We start from the raw sequence: 23114 nt of genomic DNA, 5'->3' as shown, positions 1-23114 counted from the left end.
TGAAGGCCCCCGATCCGGATTCCGGATCGGGGGCCTTTCTCATTCTCGATGCCGCGTCAGTCGCGCGGTCGGGTGCCGTCGCAGCACGAGCATTCGTCCGCCCCCGTGGCGGTCTGTTCTCGGATCGGCGCTGCGCAGCAGGCGTCGCCCTGCCAGGCATTGATGCCCTCCCGGACGGCGATGACCGCAATCACCAGTGCAGCAAGGGGATCCGCCCACGACCAGTCGAAGAGCGCGTTGACCACCAGGCCGACCAGCAGGACCGCGGACAGGTAGGTGCAGAGCAGGGTCTGCTTCGAATCCGCCACGGCTGACACCGATCCGAGCTCGCGGCCCGCGCGCCGCTGCGCCCACGACAGCACCGGCATGATCGCGAGGCTCGCGGCTGCGAGGACGATGCCTACGACGGAGTGCCGGGCTTCGCCGAGTCCGAACAGCGCTCGCAGCGAGTCGGCGGTGACGTACGCCGCCAGCGCGAAGAAGGAGAACGCGATCACGCGCAGCGCGACCTTCTCCCGCGCCTGCGGATCGCGACCCGCGAACTGCCAGGCGACGGCGGCGGCCGACGAGACCTCGATCACCGAATCCAGACCGAAACCGACGAGTGCGGTAGACGACACACGGGTCCCTTCGGACAGCGCGACCACCGCCTCGATGACGTTGTACGAGATTGTCGCTGCGACGAACCAGCGGATTCGTCGGGACAGGGTGGCGCGGCGCGCGGGGCTCGGGCCGAGAGTCAGCGGCGCTGCCATCAGCAGCATCCGTCGGCCGCGGCCGCGTCGCAGCAGGCCGGATCGACCGCCAGCACCAGGCCGAGCAGGTCGTCGAGCGCCTGCCCGATCCGGGGATCGGCCAGCTCGTAGCGGTTGCGCCGGCCCTCGGGTACCGCGACCACGAGGCCGCATCCGCGTAGACAGGCGAGGTGGTTGGACAGAATCTGCCGGGACACTCCGATCTGTTCGGACAGCTCGGCGGGGTAGCCGGGTTGCGTCCGCAGGCTCAGCAGGATCAGGGTGCGTGTCCGGTCCGACAGCGCGTGGCCGAACCGGGTGAGGGCATCGTGACCAAGGATCGTCTGCATGAGCTCAATAGTACATAAGAATCTGTATTCAGAAACTCATGAATCGTTGCCAGGGCCCTCGGCCCGCGGTGGTCAGGCGTTGCCGCTGCCGAAGGCCTCGCGGCGGATCATCTGCCAGATCGTCGGCGCGCCGTCGCTGGTGGTGACGGCGACGCGTCGACCGACCCAGCGCTCATCGCCGGCCTGGGCGACGAGGCAGGCCGCGAGATCCGCGCGGCTGGTGAAGACGCCGTCGGCGTGGTCTTCCTGCAGGCGGTACTCGCTGACGTCGTCGGTGTCGAAGAGGCCCGACGGCCGCAGCACGGTCCAGTCGAGGTTGCTGCCGGCGAGACTGCGTTCCATCGCGGCCATGTCGGCATAGGTGGTCTTGCCGATGGTCCGGGTGATCATCGGCTGCATAACGCGGTTGATCATGAAGCCGCCCTCGGCGTGCGGGCGCGGGTCCAGCGCGCTGGAGCTGACCGCGACGATCCGCCGGATCCCGTGCCGGTGCATCGCCTCGATGATGTTGGCGATGCCGACGCTATAGATCGTGATCGGGTCCCGGCTGAACGGGACGCCCAGCGCCGACACGACCGCGTCCGTGGCGTCGACGGCCTTGTAGACCTGTTCCTTGTCGTAGACGTCGGCCTGGACGACATCGAGATCGGGGTGGGCGATCGGGAAGTCTTCCGGGTGGCGGGTGACGGCGGCGACCTGATGGCCGGCCGCCAGGGCTTGATCGGTGGCGTGGCGGCCGGTGCCGCCGTTCGCGCCGAAGATGACGAGTTTCATTGAATTACCTTCTGGGGTGGTTGATTCGGTCAGTCGATCGATACGTGGGCGAGCTTGTCGGCGTCGAGGACCAGGTTGATCTCGGTGATCCGGCCGGCGGTGACGGTCATGCCGACGACGGCCATCACGGTGGTGTCGGTCTTGGCGACCACGCCGATCGCGCCGTTGACGAGTGCCGGTTCGCACAGCGTCGCGAAGCGCGGCCCGACGTTCGCCGCATGTTCGGCGACATCGGACGCACCGGTGAGCAACGCGGGCACGAGTCCGGCCCGGGTGCCGGCGTCGACGCGGAAGACGACGTCCGGGTCGAGCACCTCCAGCAGCCCCTCGAAGTCGGCGGCGCGGGCCGCCGCCAGGAAGGCGTCGACCACCTGCCGCTGGGTGGTGAGATCGGCGTCGGGCATCGGGGCGCTGCCGCGGACGCGGCGCCGGGCGCGGCTGGCGAGCTGGCGGGTCGCCACCGTCGTGCGATCGACGATCGGCGCGATCTGGTCGAACGGCACCCCGAACATGTCGTGGAGGACGAAGGCCAGCCGTTCGTCCGGCTCCAGACTCTCCATGACGACGAGCATCGCCAACCCGACCGAGTCGGCCAGCAGCGCCGACTGTTCGGGTCCGATGTCCGCATCGTCGCCGACGACCGGCTCGGGCAGCCAGGTCCCGGTGAGGTGGTCGGGCCGGGCGCGGCGGGCGCGCAGCATGTCGATGCATACTCGCCCGACCAGGGTGACCAGCCAGCCGTCGATGTTCTCGATCGTCCCCGCATTGGATCGGGTGGTGCGGATCCATGCCTCCTGCAGCGCGTCGTCGGCATCGGTCAGCGATCCGAGCATTCGGTAGGCGACCGCGCGCAGCCGCTGCCGATGCTGCTCGAATTGTTCGGCGAACCAGATGCCGTCGTCGGTCATATCGTCCGTCATGTCGCTGCCACCAATCGATTCACATGAACGCGGTCTCACAGGTGGGCCGCCTTCCGGTATTTCGGCTCCCACATCCGCCGGTAGAGAACGCGGGCGGGCAGGGGGAGGATCGCCAGGACCGAGGCCCGCACATCATCATTCGCCCCATCGACGAGCCAGGGCAGATAACGGGCTGCCGCGGAGAGCCCGCCGACGCGGGTACGGATCTGCTTGCCGAAGTTGTCCCATCCGGCCTGGCCGAGATGCTTCTCGACCAGTGGGAGCGCGGCATCCTCCTCATGCGCCATATGTTCCGACAAACTGCGGCGGAGTGTTGTGAGTCCGTCGGTCAGGGCCGCCGAGTCGCCGGCCGATACGGCCGCGTTCACGGCGTCGATCAGCGGATCCAGAACGGCATGCTCGCGCTCCATGCTCTCGAGGACGCCGCGATCGGCCGGGCCGGCGGTGGCTTCGATTGGGGGCCAAAGGATCTCATCCTCCGCGTGGTGATGGATATGCAGCTGTTCGGCGAACATCGCCCAGGTGGCACGCATCTCGTCGGTGATCTTTCGCGATCCGGGCAGCGTTGTCGTGGCGTTCTGCAGCCGGTGCAGGTCGCGGTCGAACGCATCGTGAGCCGCGTACATCATCATGAAGTCCACCTGCCCGCGGCTGCGGCCACGCCGGGACCAGGCCTCGGCACGCGTCTCGACGCGGTTATTCGTGGTGCGCCCATTCATAGTGAGATCGTCTGTCTTGTCGGGCATCTGAGCTCCCTTCCTGCGGGCCCGGTCTCGGGCCGCGAAATGCCGTCACTCCAAGGACGTATCTCGCGGAGCGAGTGTGACGAGACGTCAGAGCAGGGCGGTCCGCACGCGATCGGCGGGCCGGGTTGCCGCATGCCGGGTTGTCACATTCGGGGATGCCGATCTGTCTTATGAACGACGGTTCTTGTAGGAACGGAGATGAAGGGAGAGTGGAGACGAGATGACGGAAATCGCCTATGAACGGCTCCTCGAGGAGCGCGTCGACATCAATGCGCCGGCCTCCGTGGTCTGGGAGCTGATCAGGGACGTGCGCCGGTTGGCCGAGTGGAGCCCGCAGGTCGAGTCGACACGGCTCGCCGATGGTCGCACTGAGGTCGAGTCGGGCGTGGCGTTCACCAACCACAACCGGCATGGCGAATTGACCTGGACCACGCACGGCACGGTCGTCCGATTCGAGCCGAATCGGGAGATCGCGTTCCGGATCGAGGAGAACTGGGTGGTGTGGTCCTTCCGCATCGAGGGGACCGGCCGCGACACGGTGACACTCGTTCAGCGGCGCGAGGCGCCGGACGGGATCTCGGACTACTCACTGGACCTGACCGAGAAATACATGGGCGGTCAGATCGAGTTCACCGAGGTCATGCGTGCGGGCATGCGCCAGACGCTGGCGGGGATCGCGGCCGCGGCGCAGTCGGCGGCCTGCCGGCGGCCCATGCCGGCCGGGCTCACTGCGATCACCGACCCGACGTGAGGGTGATTTCACGACTGCGCAATCGCCTGCGCAGGTCCGTGCAACGTCCGATTCCTAACTTCTGTGGGTGACAGCCCCCGCAGAAGGAGCCCCGATGACGTCAGCAACGAGCAAGCACACCATCACCGGATGGGATCCGGAGGACCGTGTGGCCTGGGAGAACGGCGGTGCCGCGATCGCCCGACGCAATCTGGTGTGGTCGGTGATCGCCGAACACATCGGGTTCTCGGTGTGGTCACTGTGGTCGGTGATGGTGCTATTCATGCCGGCGTCGGTGTATCACCTGTCAGCCGGGGACAAGTTTCTGATCGCGGCCACCGCGACCGCCGTCGGATCGGTGCTGCGACTGCCGTACACCATGGCCACCGCGCGGTTCGGTGGCCGGAACTGGACGATCTTCTCCGCGATCGTGCTGGTCGTGCCGGTCGTGGCGACCATTGTCGTGTTGGCCAATCCGGGGCAGCCGCTGTGGGTCTACCTGGTCTGCGCGGCGTTGACCGGCGTCGGTGGCGGCAACTTCGCGTCGTCGATGACGAACATCAACGCCTTCTATCCGCAACGGCTCAAGGGGTGGGCGCTCGGGGTCAACGCCGGCGGCGGAAATCTCGGCGTTCCGGCGATCCAGCTGATCGGCCTGCTGGTGATCGCGGTCGCGGGTAACCGGCAGCCGTACTGGGTATGCGCGGTCTACCTGGTCGGTCTGGTGATCGCGGCGATCGGCGCCTCGCGCTACATGAACAACCTCGACATCGTGTCGGTCGACACCGCATCGATGCGCGCCGCGCTCACGCACCGGCACACCTGGCTCGTGGCCCTGCTCTATATCGGCACGTTCGGTTCGTTCATCGGCTTCTCGTTCGCCTTCGCCCAGGTGCTGCAGATCTCGTATCAGTCGAGCGGACAGTCGGCGGCCCAGGCATCGCTGCACGCGGCGCAGATCGCCTTCCTCGGCCCGCTGCTCGGCTCGATCGCCCGGGTGTTCGGCGGCAAGCTGGCCGACCGCATCGGTGGCGGCCGGATCAGCCTGTATGTCTTCGTCGGCATGATCGCCGGCGCCGGTCTGCTCGCGGGCACCGGGACGGTGGCCGGCAAAGCCACGTCGGGCACGACCCTGGCCCTCTACATCGTCGGATTCATCGCGCTGTTCATCCTCAGCGGCCTCGGCAACGGCTCGGTGTACAAGATGATCCCGTCGATCTTCGACGCCGCCGCCCGATCCATGCCGGGCGATGAGGCGGCGCGGGCGGCGTATTCGCGGGCGATGTCCGGAGCCGTGATCGGCATCGCGGGCGCGATCGGCGGCCTCGGCGGCGTGGCGATCAACCTGGTGCTGCGCGCATCCTATCTGGCCAACGGCACGGCGACGGCGGCGTTCTGGGCCTTCGGCGCCTTCTATGTGGTTGCGGCCCTGGTCACTTGGCGCATCTACGTCCGGATCCCGGCCGGTGACGTCCCGGCACCGGTCGATGTGCCCGAACCGGCCGCGGAGCCGATCAAGGCATGACGCCGACTAAACTGGCACTCCAGCCCGACCGGCGCGTGGCCGATCGGGCTGGAGTGCATCGTTCAACTGAAAGTGACGGTATGACCAGCGCGGATGCGGCTTCGAGTGCGGCGGTGCTGACGGGATTCACCGTCGCGATCACGGCCGCGCGCCGGGCCGACGAACTCGCGGCCATCCTGCAGCGTCGCGGCGCGGACATCGTGTCGGCTGCGGCCATCCACATGGTCCCCCTGTCCGACGACGTGCATCTGCGGTCCGCGACCGAGGAACTCATCGCGACTCCGCCCGACATGCTGATCGCCACCACAGGGATCGGCTTCCGCGGCTGGGTCGAGGCCGCCGAGGGCTGGGGTGTCGCGGAACCGCTGCTGCAGTCGTTGGCCGGGGCGCGGGTGATCTCGCGCGGACCCAAGGCGACGGGTGCGTTGCGGGCCGCCGGCCTGCGCGAGGAATGGTCGCCGGCATCGGAATCATCCGAAGAAGTGTTGGCGCACTTGACCGTCGACGATCTGCGCGGTCGCCGAGTGGCGGTGCAGCTGCATGGCGCGGTCGACGACTGGGATCCGGTCCCGGGTTTCCTCGACACGCTGGCCGAGCGGGGCGCCACCGTCGTGCCGATCCCGGTATATCGCTGGGAACCGCCGACCGATCTGCAGGCGCTCGACGCATTGGTCGAGAAGGTCGCGTTGAGTTCGGTCGACGCGATCACCTTCACCTCGGCGCCGGCCGTCGCATCCTTCCTGATGCGGGCGGACGCGATGGCGCTCAAGGACTCGGTGCACCGGGCGTTGACGACCGACGTGGTGCCCTTCTGCGTGGGGCCGGTCACGGCCCGGCCGCTCGACCGGATCGGTGTGGAAAGCGTGCGGCCCGAGCGGATGCGGCTGGGTGCACTGGCCCGCATCGTGGGCGACGAGCTGCCGCGGCTGCGCCCGGACCTGGCGGTCGCCGGCCATCGGCTCGGCGTGCGGGCCGGCTGCGCCGTGGTCGACGGTGAGGTGATCATGCTGACGCCGAATTCGCTGGTCCTGCTGAAGATGCTGGCCCGCGATCCCGGGGCGATCGTGACCCGTGAGGTGATGCTGGAGACGCTCGGCGCAGAGGATCCGCATGTGATCGAGGCCGCGGTGGCGCGGTTGCGCAGCTCCCTGGGTGTCAAGGAACTGGTGGCCACCGCGGTCAAGCGGGGCTACCGCCTGGCGATCGACGACCCGGGGGTCTCGTCATGAGAACCCTCCTGGTGGCGCATGGCACGCGTAATCCGCACGGCGTCAGCATGATCGGCGATCTCGCCGCGGCGATGGCGGATCGCCTGGGCGAGCGGGTTCCGGTGGCATTCGTCGACGTGCTGGGACCGCGACCCGACGAAGTGCTGGCGGGTCTCGGGTGCGAGCCGGTCGTGCTGGTGCCGGCATTCCTCTCCAGCGGCTATCACGTGCGGGTGGATGTGCCCGAACATGTTGTGACATCGCGGCATCCGGATGTCACCGTCACCGACGCTCTCGGTCCGTCGCCGGAACTGGCCCGGGCGATGGTCGATCGGTTGCTCGAATCGGGCTGGCGTCCGGGCGATCATGTGGTGCTGGCGGCGGCGGGTACCAGCGATCGCAACGCGCAGGGCGAGGTCCGTGCGGCGGCCGCGATGCTCTCGGCGATCGTGGGTCATCGGGTATCGATCGCCTTCGCGGCCGGCACCGGCTCCGACTATCCACTGGTGGCGGACGCGGTCCGGAAGGCGCGGATGCGCGGCGCTCGCCGGGTGGCCGTGGCGTCATACTTGTTGGCGGAAGGCCTTTTTCAGCAGCGATTGCGGGATGCGGGCGCGGACGTCGTCGGCGAACCGTTGGGGTTGCACCCGGCGGTGATCCGACTGGCGTGCCTGCGTCGGCGGTACGCGGGTCTCGCCGATCGAGATCGCGCATCGGCCTGACCGTCGACTGGACGCTCACGCCCGTCGACCGGACCTTCATATCCGCCGAGTGGACCCTCATGCACATCGACTGGACTGTCATGCGCGTCGACTGGACATAATGAGTGGTCTCGTGCGATCCGGCCTGGAATAGTCGTCACGCATGGAATCGGTTGTGACATTGTCAGCCGGTGACGCCGGCGAGCTGCTTACTTTGCAGCGTGCCGCGTACGTGACGGAAGCACGAGCGCACGACGATCTGAACCTGCCACCTTTGGTTCAATCGTTCGATGAGCTGACGGCAGAGCTGTCCAGGGCCGATGTGGTGGCATTCGGGTTGCGCGATGAAGCCGATCGTCTTGTGGCCGCGGTCCGCGTCCACATGCTTCCGGCGACCACACGCGCTGCCGAATTGGGGCGGTTGATCGTGGCTCCTGATATGCAAGGTCGCGGGCTGGGAAGCCGGCTACTTGAGCTCGTCGAAGGGTCGCTGTCCGACGAAGTTATTGTGTTGCAGTTATTTACAGGTGAGCGCAGCCTCGGAAACCTGCGACTGTACGCGAGATTCGGTTTCCAGGAGACGCATCGCACTCCGACTCCGGGTGGCTACGCGCTGGTTCATATGAGTAAACGGATCCGGTGATCGGCGGCGAGCTCGAACGACTGTGGGCCCCGAGACTTGTGTGTCTGGTCGACTAGCGGTCCACTCGACGCACATCAGAGTCCACTCGGCGTGCATGAGTGTCCGGTCGGCGGGTCAGGCGGGCCGGCGGTAGCCGAAGCGGATCTCCGGCGAATTGGCGACGAATACGGTGCCGTCCAACGTGATCCGGGTGTCGTACACCGGGATGTAGATGCCCTCGGCATCGAGGCAGCGCCCGTCGAGCAGGCTGAACGCCTGCTTCTTCAACGGCGACTGCACCACCGGAAAGCCGCCGCGGTCGCCGACGATGCCGCGCGACATCACCGCCGCGCGACCGATTGGATCAATGTTGCCGACCGCGCGAATGGTGTCGTCGGCCAGCCGGAACAGCGCAACCTGCGCGCCGTCTGGTAGCAGCACCGCCACCCCGCGCAGCCGTTCGAGCTGACTCATCGCGCACGCCGGTGTCCAGTCGCTGCGCCAGGCGTGCAGGTTGAAAGTGCTGGTCATCGCGTGCTCCTCACGGTGGGGGTGCCGATGAGAACCGGCACCTTGCGGCCTTGCTTCTCGCCGAATTCGACTGTCGGATCCGGAGATTCCGGGGCGTTGACGAACGAGACGAACCGGGCCAGCTTGTCGGGATCGGCCAGGACGCCTTTCCATTCGCAGCTGTAGCCGGACACGTGCTGGCTCATCGACTCCTCGAATTCGGCTGCCAGGCCGAGGGAATCGTCGATGATCACCTCGCGCAGATGATCGAGGCCGCCGTCGAGTGCCTCGACCCACGGCGCGGTGCGCTGCAGTCGATCCGCGGTGCGGATGTAGTACATGAGGAACCGGTCGACGTAGCGGATGAGCGTCCCCGAGTCGAGATCGGAGGCGAGCAGCTGCGCGTGCTTGGGCGTCATGCCGCCGTTGCCGCCGACATACAGATTCCAGCCCGATTCGGTGGCGATCACGCCGACGTCCTTGCCGCGGGCCTCGGCACACTCACGCGCACAACCGGATACGGCCATCTTGATCTTGTGCGGCGACCGCAGGCCGCGGTAGCGCAGCTCCAGGTCGATGGCCATCTGCACCGAATCCTGCTGCCCGTATCGGCACCAGTCGGACCCGACGCAACTCTTCACCGTGCGCAGTGACTTGCCGTAGGCCTGACCGGACTCCATACCGCCCTCGACGAGCCGGCGCCAGATCTCCGGCAGCTGGTCGACGGTGGCGCCGAACATGTCGATCCGCTGGCCGCCGGTGATCTTGGTGTACAGCCCGAAGTCGCGGGCGATTTCGCCGATCAGGATCAGCTGCTCGGCGGTGATGTCGCCGCCGGGCACCCGCGGGACCACCGAGTAGGTGCCGTTGCGCTGAATGTTGGCCAGGAAGTGATCGTTGCTGTCCTGCAGCGAGGCCTGCTCGCCGTCGAGGATGTGGTCGGAGCTGGTGGACGCCAGGATCGAGGCGACGGTCGGCTTGCACAGGTCGCAGCCGGTGCCGTTGCCGTAGCGCTCGATCAGCTCCGAGAACGTCCGGATGCCGCTCGCCTGGATGATCTCGAACAACTCGGCCCGCGACTGGGAAAAATGCTCGCACAACGCCTTCGAGACCTCGACGCCCTCGGCGGTCAGCAGCTGCGAGAGCAGCGGCACGCACGAGCCGCAGGAGGTGCCGGCGTTCGTGCAGCCCTTGAGGTCGGCCACGGTGCAGGCCCCGTCGGCGATGGCCGAGCACAGCGTGGCCTTCGAAACGTCGTTGCAGGAACAGATCTGGGCCTCGTCGGGCAGGGCGCCCACGCCGATCTGCGCGCCGCCGGACGCCGAGTTGGGGGAGATCAGCGCTACCGGATCGCCGGGCAAGCTCGACCCGACCAGCGGCCGCAGCACGCCGTAGCTGGAGGCATCGCCGACCAGGATGCCGCCGAGCAGCGTCTGCGCGTCGTCGGACAGCACGAGCTTGGCGTAGGTGCCGCCGATCGGATCGGAGACGACGACGTCGAGCGCGCCCGGGGTGGTGCCCATCGCGTCGCCGAAGCTGGCGACGTCGACCCCGAGCAACTTCAGCTTGGTCGACATGTCGGCGCCCGGGAAACCGGCATCGCCGCCGAGGAGTTGGTCGACGACGACCTCCGCGGTGGCGTAACCGGGACCGACGAGTCCGTAGCAACGACCCTCTATGGCGGCGACCTCACCGATCGCATAGATGTTGGGATCGGAAGTGACGCAGGTGATGTCGGTGAGCACGCCGCCGCGCTCGGCCAGGTCCAGGCCCGCGTCCCGGGCGAGTTCGTCCCGCGGTCGCACACCGGCGGCGAAGACCAGCAGGCCGGCGTCGACCGCCGACTCGTCCTTCAGGGTGACGCGGAGACCGGATCCGGTGCTCTCGATGCTGGTCGTGCCCGAGCTCAGCGAGATGTCGATGCCCAGCGCGCCGATCATTCGTGCGAGGTGTTCACCGCCGCCCTCGTCGATCTGCTGCGGCATCAGGCGTGGATTGACCTCCACCACATGGGCTTTCATTCCAAGGCTGCGCAGCGCGTTGGCGGCTTCCAGGCCGAGCAGCCCGCCGCCGACCACGATGCCGACCGCGTCCGGGTCGCCGGCCAGCGACCGCTCCGCGTCAATACGGATGGCGTCGAGGTCGTCGAGCGTGCGGTAGACGTGGCAGCCCGGGAGGTCGTGGCCGGGCACCGGGGGTACGAACGCGTAGGATCCGGTCGCCAGCACCAGTGCGTCATAGCCGAATTCGCCGTCGTCGGTGACGATGCGACGGCCGTGCCGGTCGATGGAACGGACCGGCGTGCCGAGCCGGGACTCGACGAGATCGTCGCCGGGGTAGTCGTTGCCGGCGAGCGCGAGCTCGGTGCGGTCCCAGTTGCCGACATAGGACGACAGTCCGACGCGGTCGTAGGCGGCGTCGGCCTCCTCGCCGAAGACCAGGACGCGCCACTCGTCGGCGACATCCCGGGCCCGCAGGGCCTCCACGAATCGGTGCCCGACCATCCCGTGTCCGATCACCGCGACGGATCGTGTGCTCATTCGACCAGCTCCTTTCGTACGTCCATCACGCTAGGGAGGCTGTGTTGCCGGTCGCCGTAGCCGCAGTTTCGGCGCTGTCACGCCTTTCTCACAGCGAACGATCCGCGGGAGTGAGGCAGGCCCTAGTACACGTCGCGGACGTAGCGGTGCTCGGCCGACAGCGACTGCAGGTAGGCGGCGGCGCTGCGCTCGCTGCGGCCGCCGTGCTGGGCGATCACCCCGCGCAGGGCCTCGTCCACGTCACGGGCCATGCGTGACGCGTCGCCGCACACGTAGACATGCGCGCCGGCGGAGATCCATTTCCATACGTCGGCGCCGTGTTCGGCGATCCGGTCCTGCACGTAGACCGTGGAGTCGCCGTCGCGGGAGAAGGCGGTGTCCAGCCGGGTGAGCACGCCGCGATTGCCGAGCTCGGCCAGCTCGTCGCGATAGTAGAACTCCGAATCCTGGTGGCGGGAGCCGAAGAACAACCAGTTGTCGCCCTCGTGCCGGTGCCCCGCGCGTTCGTGGAGAAACCCGCGGAACGGGGCGATGCCGGTGCCGGGTCCGATCATGATCGCCGGGGTGTCCGGGTCCTCCGGCGGCCGAAAGTGTTTGGTGGGCTGCACGAAGACCTCGATCTGGGCACCCGGTTCGAGGCCGGCGAGCAGTCCCGAACAGACGCCGCTGCGCACGGCGCCGTCGGCCGCGGCGGTGGTGGACTCGTAGCGCACGACGCTGGTGGTGATCTGTACCCGTTCGGGGTCTTCCAGCGGGCTCGACGAGATCGAATACAGCCGTGGAGTCAACGGTTTCAGCAACGCCGCCCACTCGTCGACCGATGCGTCCACCGGGTACGCGGCGAGCAGGTCGAGCGCTTGGCGGCCCCAGGTCCACTGGGTGAAATGCGCCGGATCGTCGATCGCTGCGGCCAACTCGTCGGTCGGGTGGTGACGGTGGATGAATCGCAGCAGGTCGGGGCTGATGCGGGTGATGTCGAGCGTGGGCAGGACCTCCGACAGCGGGACCTCGTCTTCGCCGCGAGTTATCGGGGTGAAGCCCGGCAGACCGGTGCGGTCGAGCCATTCCGCGACGGTATCCGGGCTGTTGCGCGGCCACACCCCGAGTGCATCGCCGGCGCGGTACTCCAGGCTGCCGGACGGCAATGCGATCGAGATGGACCGGACGTCGCGTACCGCGTCGGGCGGGCACAGCGAATCATTCGAGATGATGCTGGTGTGCAACGGATTTCGCCGGTTGTACACCGGAGTCGCGGGTGCTGAGACAACGCCGCCAGACGCCTGCTGGTCGCCGGAAGCGTCGGGTGCGGCAGCGGCATCGGCGTCGGCGATGATCGTGGAAACCCGCGTGACCCAGTTCGCTGCCGTCTCTTCGTAATCGGGTTCGGCGGAGATCCGTTCGTGGATGCGGTGGGCGCCGAGGTGGTCCAGCCGGGCGTCGAGCTTGCGGGCGAATCCGCAGAAGTCGGCATAGGACGAATCGCCGAAGCCGAGTACCGAGAATTCGAGTCCGTCGACGTCGCCGGGCTCGGCGGCGGCCAGGGCATCCCACAGTGCGATGCCGTTGTCCGGGGCGTCGCCGTCGCCGGTGGTGGCGACGATGAACAGCACGGTGCCGGTGAGGTCGGCGACCGACACCTGGTCGGCCGGGCGGATCCGGGCGTCGATCCCGTGCCGGGCGAACATGTCGGCCGCACCGTCGGCGAATTCCTCGGCCGTGCCGGTCTGCGACGCCCACACCACGGTCGCCGTCGGGCGCGCGGGCGCTGACTCGGCGACGGAAAGCTGCTCTGCCCCGGCCGTTTCCGCGTCGGTTGCGCGGGAGAACACCCCCGCGAGCAGTCCGTCGAGCCAGGCCCGGGCGGGCGCGCGCAAGGGTGTGTGGGCGGGCAGCACCGGAACCTCGCCGGTCGGCGGGTGCGCCCGCAGCCCGGCGAGCAGCCCTGCGGCATAGGTGCGTTCGTCATCGGTCAGGTCGACCAGGGCGGGCAGCGGACCGAGAGCGGCGGCGAATGCGTCGATGGGCCGGGAGCCGGCGCTCGATCCGATGTCGGTCATGGGGGTATCGCCTCGCTTGTCCAGAGGAGTGGTGGAAGCCGGTGGATCCTCCGGCTCCAGGGCGGTCAGTGCGACGGCGCAGACCTTGAATTCCGGTTGCAGCGAATCAGCGTCGACCGCGTCGTTGGTCACCGCGTTGATCGCGACATCCGGTGCGAATATGTCGTTCCAGTGCATGGGGGCGAAGCAGACTCCCGGGCGCACGGCGTCGTCGATCGTCGCCGGCAACACCGCGCGTCCGCGACGCGACCGGACCTCGACCCGGTCGCCCGGAGCGATGCCGAGGCGCTGCGCGTCGTCGGGATGCAGCTGCAGGAACGGCGCCGGGTTGAGCTTGTTGAGCTTGGCGACCTTGCCGGTCTTGGTCATGGTGTGCCACTGATGCGCGACCCGGCCGGTCGTCAGGACCAGGGGGTAGTCGTCGTCGGGGAGTTCGTCGGTCGGCATATGCGGGCGAGCGAGGAACTGCGCACGCCGGCTCGGCGTCGGGAATGCGAGCTCGGGCACCGTACCGTCGGGCGCCGTGAACAATGCCTGGCTGACTCCGGTGTTGCGGTAGCGCACAGGGTTTCGGGTGTCGCCGTCCGGTGCCGTCGGCCACTGCACCGGTCCGCCGCGCAACCGGGCATGGTCCACCCCGCGCAGATCCCAGCCGGTCCGTGGATTGTGGAAGGTCGCGATCTCATCGAAGATCTCGGCGGCGGAGGCGAACTCGAATCCCTCCGCATAGCCCATCGCGCGGGCCACCCGACAGATCAGTTCCCAGTCGGGGAGGGCGTCGCCCGGGGCGCGCATCGCGGGGCGGCACAGCGTCATCGATCGTTCGCTGTTGACCATCACGCCGTCGGCCTCGGCCCACAGTGCGGCCGGCAGCACGACATCGGCGTAGGCCGCGGTCTCCACCTCGGCGAACGCGTCCTGCACCACCACGAGCTCGGCCCGCTGCAATCCCTCGATCACGGCAGCTCGATTGGCCACGGAGGCAACGGGATTGGTACAGATGATCCACGCAGCCTTGATCTCGCCGTCGACCATCTTCCGGTACATGTCGATCGTGCCCGAGCCGGCCTCGGACCGGATCGTGCCCGGTGCCAGATTCCACCGCTGCTCGGTGAATTCCCGATCGGCCGCATCCAGTGCGGACCGTTGACCGGGCAGTCCCGGTCCCATGTAACCCATTTCGCGGCCGCCCATCGCGTTCGGCTGGCCGGTCAGCGAGAACGGGCCGGCGCCGAGGCGGCAGATGGCCCCGGTCGCCAGATGAAGGTTGCACAGGGCGTTGGTGTTCCAGGTTCCGTGAGTGCTCTGGTTGAGGCCCATCGTCCACAGGCTCACCCAATTACGATTGGCGACAATGAGTTCGGCGACTTCGACGAGCTGATCCGCATCGATGCCGGTGAGCTCGGCGACCTGGGCGGGCGGGTAGTCGTCGAGCAGGACGTCCAGCGCGTCCCAGCCGTCGGTGTGCGCGGCGATGAACTCCTCGTCGAGGCCGCCGAGTTCGCGGACGAGATGCAGCAGCCCGTTCAGCAGCGCCAGATCGGTGCCCGGCCGGACGGCCAGGTGGATGTCGGCCTTCGCCGCGGTTGCCGTGCGGCGCGGATCGATGACGACCAACTTGGCGCCGTCCCGGACGCGATCCATCATGCGCAGGAACAGAATCGGATGGCAGTCGGCCATATTGGCACCGATCACAACGAACAGGTCGGCATGGTCGAGATCGTCATAGCTGCCGGGCGGGCCGTCCGCGCCGAGCGACTGCTTGTAGCCGGTACCGGCGCTGGCCATGCAGAGGCGAGAGTTCGATTCGATCCATTGCGTGCGCAGGTAGCCCTTGGCGAGCTTGTTCGCCACATACTGCGCCTCCAGCGACATCTGGCCCGAGACGTAGAGGGCGATCGCGTCCGGACCGTGCGTATCGCGGATTTCGGCGAGCCGGGCGGCGACACCGTCGATCGCCGCATCGAGAGGTGCGGGTTCGGCCGGCGCGGCGCGCTGCTGCCGGACCAGCGCGGTGCTCTGGCGCCCGCCGGCCCGCAGCATGTCCGCGGTGGTGTTGCCCTTGGTGCACAGCCGGCCGCGGTTCGCCGGATGGTCGGGGTCGCCGGAGGCGCGGCTGACGGTGTCGCCGTCGATATGCAACCGCATCCCGCAGCCGACCCCGCAGTAGCCGCAGGCGGTCGACACCACGGTCGCGTCCACCACTGGGCCGCCGCCGACGCCGCGCGTCGGAGACCCGGCGTCGCCGCGTGCCTCGCTCACGCCCCCGATGCAACGCGTGGGGTGTTGCCGATGGTGTCGGAGACGGTTACGGCGATGTCAACGGCGCCTATGCAGGCCGTCACATTCGGTGTGAAGAATGGCGTCGATGACTCCGGAAACCGCCTGATGACGGCGCCGGAGCGGATATGGGGCGCCCAGTACCTCCATTGATTACAGAATCCGCGGCCTCGTCCGCTAACGTCGGGCCTTATGACTACCGGGGAATTGACGCCGACAGAAGTGCTCGAGCAGGTCGTCGGCAACGTGTACACCACCCCCGACTATTACGAGGTGGGCCGCGAGAAGATCCGCGAGTTCGCGCGGGCGCTGCATGACGACCACCCGGCGCACTGGGAGGACGAGGCCGCGCGCGCCGCCGGGTACTCCGGATTGCTCGCCCCGCTGACGATCGTCGCGATCATGGGTGCCAAAGCGCAGTTCCAGCTGGTTGAGGAAGTGCTGCCGGGCAACATGCTCAAGAAGGGGGTGTTGCAGGTCGATCAGCGGCTCATTTTTCACAAACCGGTCGTCTGCGGTGACCGCCTGATCTGCGACGTATCGCTCGACTCCTATCGCACCGTTGCCGGTGCTGCTGACCTGTTCACCGTCAAGACGGTGGTGCGCGAGCTGGACAAGGGCGTCATGCAGGAGTCGTACACCACGCTCGCGAGTCAGGTCGACGGCGACACAATGACGCCCGAGGTCGAGAAGATCATCGACGACATCATGTTCTCCGGCGGTGACAAGCACCGGCTGCCGCTGGTGCGCAGCGAGGCCGCCGAGATTCCCGACGACCATCCGCGTCCGTCATCGGCCGTCCCATTCGACTCGGTGACGGTCGGCCAGGAGTTGCCCGGCCGATCGGTGCCCTTCACCCGCGGCGATGTCATCAACTACGTCGGCGTCTCCGGCGACCCGAACCCCATTCATCACAGCGATGAGCTGGCCGATAAGGCCGGTCTGAAAACTGTTGTGGCACAAGCGATGCTGACCATGGGGACGGCGGCCGGATACATCACCAGCTTCGTCGGCGACCCGGCGGCGGTCTACGACATGTCGGCCCGATTCACCAGCCCGGTGTATGTGCCGCCCACCAAACCGGCGGTGGTCGAGTACACCGGCAAGATCAAGTCGCTCGACCCGGAGACCAAGCAAGGCGTCATCGTCTTCGGTGCGTCGCTGAACGGTAAGCGGGTCTTCGGTCGGTGCACTGCCACCGTGCAGTTCAGCTGACGGAGGTCAGTGTCCGGCCGCGACGCAGAACTCGTTGCCGGCCGGGTCGGCCAGCGTCACCCAACTGAGGTCGCCCATCTCGCGTTCGGCGACCTTGCGCGCCCCGGCGGCTTCCATATCGCGCACGCGCGCAGCCAGGTCTCCGTCGGTGGTCAGATCCAGGTGGATGCGGTTCTTGCCGGGTGTTGGATCGTCGACCTTCTGAAACCCGAGCGCCTGCCCGGACGGCAGCTGCACGACGACGAACCAGCCGTCGTTCTCGGCGACGATGGTGCCGCCGAGTTGGGTTGCCCACCAGCGCCCGAGGGAGAGCGCATCGGTGGCGTCGACGGTGATCATCGCGATGGTAGTGGTCATGATCGCCACGGTAGACGTTAAGTCGGACATCCCCACCGGGCCCCGGCGTTAGCCTGGACGTATGGATGAGGTCGACCGAATGGTGGTCGCCGGGCGCCTGCCGCCCGGCGTCACCTCGATGGTCGGGTACCAGTCGGCTCCCGATCCTGGCGGAGTGCATCGCGGATTGCCGTCGTCGAAGCTGGTGTTCATCGTCAGTCGCGACGATGGTGTGTGTACCGATGGGCTGCCGCCGAACCCGGTCGTGCTCGGTGGGATGCACACCGAGGCGTCGACGGTGCTGACGCCGGTTGCGCAGGCCGGAGTGCAGTTGGCGGTACATCCGCTGGCGAGCCGAGCCGTGTTCGGCCTACCGACGTCGGACATCGTTTCCAGCACGTTCTCGGGGCTCGATCAGCTCGGTTCCCGTGCCGCGCGCCTGCACCAGAGGATGACCGAAACCTCCGACTGGAGCGAGTCCTTCGACCTTCTGCATGCCGACCTGGTCGCGGCGTGGAACCCGGATCTGCTGCCGCGGCCGGAAATCGTGCGGGCCTGGCGATTGCTGGAACGCGGGTGGTCGGTGGCATCGACGGCTCGGGAGGTGGGCTTCTCCGAGCGGCGCCTGCAGACGCTGTTCCGAGCCGAGTTCGGTTGCTCGCCAAGGACCGTCGCCCAATTGATGCGGTTCGAGCGCGCGACGGCGCTGATCCGCCGATCGATCATGGACGGTGCTCAGGGATTTCTTGCGGATGTGGCGGCGCGGGCGGGATACGCCGATCAGCCGCATCTGACCAGGGAGTTTCGGCGATTCGCCGGCCTTGCTCCGACCGCTTGGATGCGTGAAGAGGGCTGGCTGCACGGAGAGTTCGCAAACGTTCAAGCCGCCGAGGCCGTTGACGGTGAACTATCGAGAGCATGAAAACGATGACAACCAATCCCACGCTGTTTCACACGCTGCGCGCAAACGATGCCAGCGCCCTCATCGACTATCTCGTGCGAACGTTCGGCTTCGTACAGGCCGCCTGCTATCGCGATGACTCCGGCAAAGTCGCTCACGCACAGCTGAATTGGCCGGAAGGCAGCGGCGGCGTGATGCTCGGCGACCATCGCCCGGACACCGGGTGGGCGCTCGCTCCCGGTACGGCCGGCTGCTATGTGGTCACGGCCGACCCGGATGCGCTGTACACCCGCGTCGTCGATGCCGGTGCCGAGGTGATCCGGCCGCTGGAGGAGACCGAGTACGGTTCCCGCGAATTCGCCGTTCGGGACCCGGAGGGCAACCTCTGGTCGTTCGGCAGCTACGCGGGCGAGCAACCGCAGGATTAGTACGATGGCTGCGACGCGCCGACCGACCGGCGGCGAGCAGGCGGTCCACCCGCCGTGGGACGACTCGTATCGCCACGGCCCGGCACCGTGGGAGATCGGTGCGCCGCAGCCGTCTTTGGCGCCGCTCATCGAATCGGGCGCGTTCGTCGGGCCGGTCCTCGACGCGGGATGCGGTACCGGTGAGCACGCGATGGCGCTGGCCGCTCGCGGCTACGACGTGGTCGGGGTGGACGTCGCCGGCACCGCGCTGGCGAAGGCGCGGGCGGTGGCCGCCGATCGGGGCCTGACAATCGAATTCGTCGACGGCGACGCCCTCGACCTCGCTCCGCTCGGCCGGCGTTTCGCCAGTGTCCTGGACTGCGGACTGCTGCACACCCTCGGCGCCGACGAACGTCCGCGCTACGCCGCCAGTCTGGCGTCGGTCACCGACCCGGGAGCCGTCGCGCACATCCTGTGCTTCAGTGACCTGGGAGGGCCGATCGGGCCGCATCCGATCGGCGAGAACGACATTCGCGCGGCGTTCACCGCGGCGAACGGCTGGGAGCTGGTCGAGATCGCGCCCGCCGCGATCCACACGCTGATCGCCAAGGAGCCGTTCGCGGCTCGGCTCGTGACGGCACGCCGGATCGCGCCTACCCTGGCCGAGTGACTTCCATTCCTGATATCTCGCTCAACGACGGCACCTCCATCCCGCAGCTCGGCTTCGGCGTCTTTCAGATCCCGCCGGCCGAGACGAAAGCCGCGGTGCTGACCGCACTGGAACTCGGGTATCGGCATATCGATACCGCCGAGATGTACGGCAACGAGAAAGAAGTCGGTCAGGCGATCCGCGAGTCAGGCGTACCCCGCGACGACATCTACGTGACGACCAAGCTCAACAACGGATTTCATGAGCCTGACAAGGCGCGCGAGGCCTACCAGCTCTCGCTCGACGATCTGGATATCGGCTATCTCGACCTGTTTTTGATCCACTGGCCGCTGCCGACCCTGTATGGCGGTGACTACCCGACAACGTGGAATGCCCTGGCGCAGTTCAAGTCCGAAGGCCTGGTCAAGTCGGTCGGCGTCTCCAACTTCCAGGTCGACCATCTCGAACGGCTGGCCGCTGAAACCGATCTCGTGCCGGTCGTCAACCAGATCGAGGTGCATCCGTACTTCGCCAACGCGGCGGTCCGCGACTACGGCACGGAGCATTCGATCGCCACCGAGGCCTGGTCGCCGATCGCCCAGGGCGCCGTGCTCGACGACCAGGTGATCACGGAGATCGCCGGCCGGGTCGGACGCACGACCGCGCAGGTGGTGCTGCGCTGGCATATCCAGCTGGGCCACATCGTCTTCCCGAAGTCGGTGAGCGAGAAGCGAATCGCCGAGAACGCCGACATCTTCGACTTCGAGCTGGATGCCGAGTCGATGGCCGCGATCAGTGGGCTGGATCGTGGCGAGGACGGTCGGCGCGGGCCGAACCCGAGTGTCTTCGACTGGATTCCGGGCTGACCGGAATCTCGGGCTGACCGGCTAGTTTCCGGACAGATCGCCCACCGGACCGCCCATCGCCTGCCCGATCACCACGATCGGCGCATCCGGCGGAATGTCCATGCGGACGTGGCTCGCCGACCCCGGCCAGCCTAGTGGCACGCCGTCCGGCTGCGGGTTGTTCATGGCGGCCGCGCTCCGGACACCCCGACCACGAGCGCGGTGGCGGGCACACCGTCCTTCAACTTCTTCCGGAACAGGCCCATGCCCAGCGACGATACCGCTGACGGAGTCCCGGCGACCCGGGGTTGGCGAGGTCCGCGATCAGTCGCGAGATCACTGCAGGCGCTGCATCAACCACGGGAGCGCGTCGGCGAAGGCGCGTCCGGCGAACGGCCAGGTGTGCGTGCCCCTCATGGTGCGCACGACGGTGGTGATGCCGTTCTGTTCGGCGATCGTGGAGAGCTGTTTGGTCGCTCTGATCTGTGCCGAGTCGTAGCCGCCGAGCCGTCGCGACCAGTGCCCCTCGGTCTGAAACCAGCCGGCCACACCGTGATACGGGCCATGCGCGGCCATCACCGTCGACGGATCATTGGCGGCCCACGCCGCCGCGTTGCCGCCGTACAGCGTGGAGATGGTCTTCTGCTTGTTCCCGGAATTCGGTCCGATGTCGCCGGAGATGTCCAGGAAGGTGCTGAACAGATCGGGATGCTTGGTGACGAATCCGATGGCGCAGGTGCCGCCCATCGACCAGCCGACGACGCCCCATCCCGCGGCCGCGGGGTCGGCGCCGAAGGTCGAAACCACATAGGGCCGAAGTTCTTTCGTGAGCCGAGTGTCGACCATGCCCCGCGGGCCGTCGACGCATTCGGTGTCGTTGTTGTAGCCGCCGGTCGGATCCATCAGCAGCAGGATGGGCGCCTCGCCGTGATGCGTCCGCGCGTATCGGGTGACGGTGTCGAGCGCACCGCCGCTGCGCACCCAATCTTGGGTCGCGGTGATCACCCCGCCGATCATCACGAGCACCGGCAGCCGTGGCGGCGTCGGACCGGTGAACCACTGCGGCGGCAGATACACGTACTCGACGCGATGTTTGAAGTGGCTGATGGGATTCGGCACATTGATCGGGACCGTGCGGCCCTGCGGCTGCGGGGTCCCACGCAGGGGAGCCAGCAGGGCCGCCTCGGTCTCGTTGGGCAGCGGCTCGGACACGAGTCCGTCCCAGGCGCGGTCGATCGTGGGGTAGTAGCCCGTCCACTGATTGGCCGCGAGCGCGACGCAGAAGACCGTCAGCGGAATCGCGATGACCGACAGCAGCTTTCGCCACCATCGCGTCTTCGGCCAGCCGAAGACCGCAACTGCCAGGGCGAGACCGAGCAGCGCCACCCATACCCAGAAGATCAGCGGCGCCGTGTCGGGAAGCATCTGCTGAGAGCCGAGATACCAGTAGGTGATCCACGCCGCGCCGACGCCGATCGCGGCGGCGGCCGGCAGCCACACCGTCTGCCATCGCCGATCGCGCCAGCCGATCGCGAACGCCAGGGCGATCAGGGTGATTGCCTGCACGGTCGGGAAGAACCAGCCGCTGAGCAGGTGGATGATCACCGCTCGGACGCCCGACCCGGGGCGGTGTCGGGGGACAGCAATGATCGGACGAAACGGATTGCGTCGCCGTGCCATTGGCCGACGTGGTCGAGCATGGCGTGGCCGCCGCCGGAGATCGCGGTGTAGCTGGCGGCGACGCCGCGTTCCTGGAGTTCGGCGATGCCGCGCTGAGTGCGATGCGCGTAGGTCCGGGTGTCGGCGGTGCCGTGGATCGCGTGCACCCGTGCCTCGTCATGAATGTGCCGCCAGTCGGCGAACTGCCACCACGGGGCCAACGCGAGGACGCCGCTGACCGCCGGATCGGCGGCGAGGTGCGCCGCGACCCGACCGCCCATCGAATGCCCGACGAGGATCACGTCCGCGCCCGGGTGATCGGCCTTGGCGCGATCCAGCGCGGCCCGGGCGTACGGCAGTGGGCTGGCCTGACCCCCGTTCCAGCCGTAGACGCGGTACTCCACCTGACGCACCACGGCCCGGCCGACGGTGGCGGCGCGCAGCGACCAGGTGAATGGGTACATCCGCAGCGCCGAGCCCTGCGTCCGGCGGAAGGGCTGGTAACTGAAGTCTGTGCCGCCCGGAAGGACGAGCACCACCGCGGTGATTCCGGTGGCGCCCTGTCGATCGTCGGTGCAGTTGCGGGTATCAACCACCGGCGGGGACTCCGATCAACCAGCCGACCAGGAAGGTGGCCGCCGCCGCGATCACGCCGAACACCAGCTGTCGGAGCGCGCCCTGCCAGACCGGCCGATTGGTGAACCGGGCGGCCAGCCCGCCGGCGAGGATCAACCCGATCCCGCCGACGATGAGCCCGGCGAGCAGGGAATCGAAGCTGAGCAGGTAGGGGATCAGCGGGAAGACCGCGCCGATCGAGAACATGAAGAACGATGACACCGCCGCGACGATCGGTGACGGCTTGTCCTGCGGGTCCAGGCCGAGCTCGTAGGTCATATGCAGGTTGACGGCCCGGTCCTGATCGCGGTGGATCTCCTTGGCAGCTCGTCGGGCCGTATCGGCGGACATGCCCATCTCGACGAAGGCCTCGGACAGTTCTTTCAGTTCGGCGGACGGGTGGAGGACCTGCTCGCGCCGCTCGACCGCGACCTCGGCGTCGACCTGCTCGTTCTGGGTGGTCACCGAGGTGAATTCGCCCAGGGCCATCGAGAACGCGCCGGCGACAAGTCCGGAGACACCGCTGAGGATGATCGTCCTGCTGTCCGCGCCGGCGCCGCCGACGCCGGCCACCAGGCTCAGATTGGTGACCAACCCGTCCATAGCGCCGAAGGTCGCCGCCCGGAGCCGGCCGCCGGAGACATCCGCATGGGTATGCCCGATCTCATCCTCACCGCGGTCGGTGGGATGCGGCTGAGCATCGGAGGCGGTCACCGGTTCATGGTAGGACGCAGGTCCGACCGGGTCGCGTCACGCAGGGCCGACGGCGGGAATCGTCGGGCTATTTCGG

General features: G+C 67.8%; 23 protein-coding genes. 10 read left to right on the top strand and 13 right to left on the bottom strand.

Going from position 1 to position 23114, the window contains the following annotated elements; all coding sequences use genetic code 11:
* Window positions 1-56: 56 nt before the first annotated feature.
* The 5 genes from G341_RS0119600 to G341_RS0119580 all read right to left on the bottom strand — a co-directional run bounded on the left by G341_RS0119600 (window position 57) and on the right by G341_RS0119580 (window position 3524).
* Window positions 57-755, bottom strand: coding sequence for a cation efflux transmembrane domain-containing protein (locus G341_RS0119600; RefSeq protein WP_026303921.1), 699 nt, complete (start codon window positions 753-755; stop codon window positions 57-59).
* Window positions 755-1084: an ArsR/SmtB family transcription factor gene (locus tag G341_RS0119595; protein ID WP_018180878.1), complete on the bottom strand. Its 330-nt coding sequence runs from the start codon at window positions 1082-1084 to the stop codon at window positions 755-757. The genes G341_RS0119600 and G341_RS0119595 overlap by 1 nt, the downstream gene beginning before the upstream one ends.
* A 72-nt stretch (window positions 1085-1156) precedes the next feature.
* The gene (locus G341_RS0119590) at window positions 1157-1858 is read right to left on the bottom strand and encodes an NAD(P)-dependent oxidoreductase (RefSeq protein ID WP_018180877.1); all 702 of its coding nucleotides are present in this window, start codon (window positions 1856-1858) and stop codon (window positions 1157-1159) included.
* 29 nt (window positions 1859-1887) lie between these two features.
* Window positions 1888-2778 (bottom strand): RNA polymerase sigma factor SigJ, encoded by an 891-nt coding sequence (sigJ, locus tag G341_RS0119585; protein ID WP_018180876.1) that lies wholly within the window; start codon window positions 2776-2778, stop codon window positions 1888-1890.
* Between the two features lie 35 nt (window positions 2779-2813).
* The gene (locus tag G341_RS0119580) at window positions 2814-3524 is read right to left on the bottom strand and encodes a hemerythrin domain-containing protein (RefSeq protein WP_081622620.1); all 711 of its coding nucleotides are present in this window, start codon (window positions 3522-3524) and stop codon (window positions 2814-2816) included.
* 220 nt (window positions 3525-3744) lie between these two features.
* Between G341_RS0119580 and G341_RS0119575 the strand changes: the two genes are divergently transcribed.
* The 5 genes from G341_RS0119575 to G341_RS0119555 all read left to right on the top strand — a co-directional run bounded on the left by G341_RS0119575 (window position 3745) and on the right by G341_RS0119555 (window position 8331).
* Complete coding sequence (locus tag G341_RS0119575) at window positions 3745-4275, top strand: SRPBCC family protein (protein ID WP_018180874.1); 531 nt, start codon at window positions 3745-3747, stop codon at window positions 4273-4275.
* A gap of 94 nt (window positions 4276-4369) precedes the next feature.
* Window positions 4370-5779, top strand: coding sequence for a nitrate/nitrite transporter (locus G341_RS0119570; RefSeq protein WP_018180873.1), 1410 nt, complete (start codon window positions 4370-4372; stop codon window positions 5777-5779).
* A gap of 80 nt (window positions 5780-5859) precedes the next feature.
* Window positions 5860-7008, top strand: a complete 1149-nt coding sequence (locus G341_RS0119565) for a uroporphyrinogen-III synthase (RefSeq protein ID WP_018180872.1) — start codon at window positions 5860-5862, stop codon at window positions 7006-7008.
* Window positions 7005-7709 (top strand): sirohydrochlorin chelatase, encoded by a 705-nt coding sequence (locus G341_RS0119560; RefSeq protein ID WP_018180871.1) that lies wholly within the window; start codon window positions 7005-7007, stop codon window positions 7707-7709. Before G341_RS0119565 ends, G341_RS0119560 begins: the two co-directional genes overlap by 4 nt.
* A 142-nt stretch (window positions 7710-7851) precedes the next feature.
* Window positions 7852-8331, top strand: coding sequence for a GNAT family N-acetyltransferase (locus tag G341_RS0119555; protein WP_018180870.1), 480 nt, complete (start codon window positions 7852-7854; stop codon window positions 8329-8331).
* 114 nt (window positions 8332-8445) lie between these two features.
* On the opposite strand, the gene nirD is transcribed toward G341_RS0119555, so the two are convergent.
* The 3 genes from nirD to G341_RS0119540 form a co-directional block, all read right to left on the bottom strand.
* A complete protein-coding gene (gene nirD, locus G341_RS0119550) occupies window positions 8446-8841 on the bottom strand; it encodes a nitrite reductase small subunit NirD (RefSeq protein WP_018180869.1) in 396 nt (131 codons plus the stop codon).
* Complete coding sequence (gene nirB, locus G341_RS0119545) at window positions 8838-11360, bottom strand: nitrite reductase large subunit NirB (protein ID WP_018180868.1); 2523 nt, start codon at window positions 11358-11360, stop codon at window positions 8838-8840. The genes nirD and nirB overlap by 4 nt, the downstream gene beginning before the upstream one ends.
* A 122-nt stretch (window positions 11361-11482) precedes the next feature.
* Window positions 11483-15679 (bottom strand): bifunctional nitrate reductase/sulfite reductase flavoprotein subunit alpha, encoded by a 4197-nt coding sequence (locus G341_RS0119540; protein ID WP_018180867.1) that lies wholly within the window; start codon window positions 15677-15679, stop codon window positions 11483-11485.
* A 210-nt stretch (window positions 15680-15889) separates the two neighbouring features.
* Between G341_RS0119540 and G341_RS0119530 the strand changes: the two genes are divergently transcribed.
* Entirely contained in the window at window positions 15890-16912 is a 1023-nt protein-coding gene (locus tag G341_RS0119530; protein ID WP_026303918.1) for a fused (3R)-hydroxyacyl-ACP dehydratase subunits HadA/HadB, read from the top strand.
* 6 nt (window positions 16913-16918) lie between these two features.
* Here the strand turns inward: G341_RS0119530 and G341_RS0119525 are convergent, their stop codons facing one another.
* Window positions 16919-17269, bottom strand: a complete 351-nt coding sequence (locus tag G341_RS0119525; RefSeq protein ID WP_026303917.1) for a VOC family protein — start codon at window positions 17267-17269, stop codon at window positions 16919-16921.
* A gap of 61 nt (window positions 17270-17330) precedes the next feature.
* Between G341_RS0119525 and G341_RS22655 the strand changes: the two genes are divergently transcribed.
* From G341_RS22655 to G341_RS0119505, 4 genes are read left to right on the top strand one after another with little or no spacing between them, the layout of a single operon-like run.
* Entirely contained in the window at window positions 17331-18170 is an 840-nt protein-coding gene (locus G341_RS22655; RefSeq protein ID WP_018180863.1) for a helix-turn-helix domain-containing protein, read from the top strand.
* Window positions 18167-18577: a VOC family protein gene (locus G341_RS0119515; protein WP_018180862.1), complete on the top strand. Its 411-nt coding sequence runs from the start codon at window positions 18167-18169 to the stop codon at window positions 18575-18577. The genes G341_RS22655 and G341_RS0119515 overlap by 4 nt, the downstream gene beginning before the upstream one ends.
* 4 nt (window positions 18578-18581) lie before the next feature.
* Complete coding sequence (locus G341_RS0119510) at window positions 18582-19226, top strand: class I SAM-dependent methyltransferase (protein ID WP_018180861.1); 645 nt, start codon at window positions 18582-18584, stop codon at window positions 19224-19226.
* Window positions 19223-20071, top strand: coding sequence for an aldo/keto reductase (locus G341_RS0119505; RefSeq protein ID WP_018180860.1), 849 nt, complete (start codon window positions 19223-19225; stop codon window positions 20069-20071). The genes G341_RS0119510 and G341_RS0119505 overlap by 4 nt, the downstream gene beginning before the upstream one ends.
* A gap of 21 nt (window positions 20072-20092) precedes the next feature.
* Here the strand turns inward: G341_RS0119505 and G341_RS23885 are convergent, their stop codons facing one another.
* The 4 genes from G341_RS23885 to G341_RS0119485 all read right to left on the bottom strand — a co-directional run bounded on the left by G341_RS23885 (window position 20093) and on the right by G341_RS0119485 (window position 23038).
* Window positions 20093-20236 carry a hypothetical protein gene (locus tag G341_RS23885; protein ID WP_155827078.1) on the bottom strand — a complete coding sequence of 48 codons (144 nt, stop codon included), beginning with the start codon at window positions 20234-20236 and terminating at the stop codon, window positions 20093-20095.
* Between the two features lie 150 nt (window positions 20237-20386).
* Window positions 20387-21655 carry an alpha/beta hydrolase gene (locus G341_RS0119495; protein ID WP_018180859.1) on the bottom strand — a complete coding sequence of 423 codons (1269 nt, stop codon included), beginning with the start codon at window positions 21653-21655 and terminating at the stop codon, window positions 20387-20389.
* On the bottom strand, window positions 21652-22305 hold the full coding sequence (locus G341_RS0119490) for an alpha/beta hydrolase (RefSeq protein ID WP_018180858.1): 654 nt from the start codon (window positions 22303-22305) through the stop codon (window positions 21652-21654). The genes G341_RS0119495 and G341_RS0119490 overlap by 4 nt, the downstream gene beginning before the upstream one ends.
* Entirely contained in the window at window positions 22298-23038 is a 741-nt protein-coding gene (locus G341_RS0119485; protein ID WP_018180857.1) for a VIT1/CCC1 transporter family protein, read from the bottom strand. Before G341_RS0119485 ends, G341_RS0119490 begins: the two co-directional genes overlap by 8 nt.
* Window positions 23039-23114 lie beyond the last annotated feature (76 nt).

Origin of the sequence: Jongsikchunia kroppenstedtii DSM 45133 (assembly GCF_000380485.1) — a bacterium.
Classification (GTDB): domain Bacteria; phylum Actinomycetota; class Actinomycetes; order Mycobacteriales; family Mycobacteriaceae; genus Jongsikchunia; species Jongsikchunia kroppenstedtii.
The sequence above is the reverse complement of the archived record's forward strand: the minus strand, read 5'-3'. Positions and strand labels throughout refer to the sequence as shown.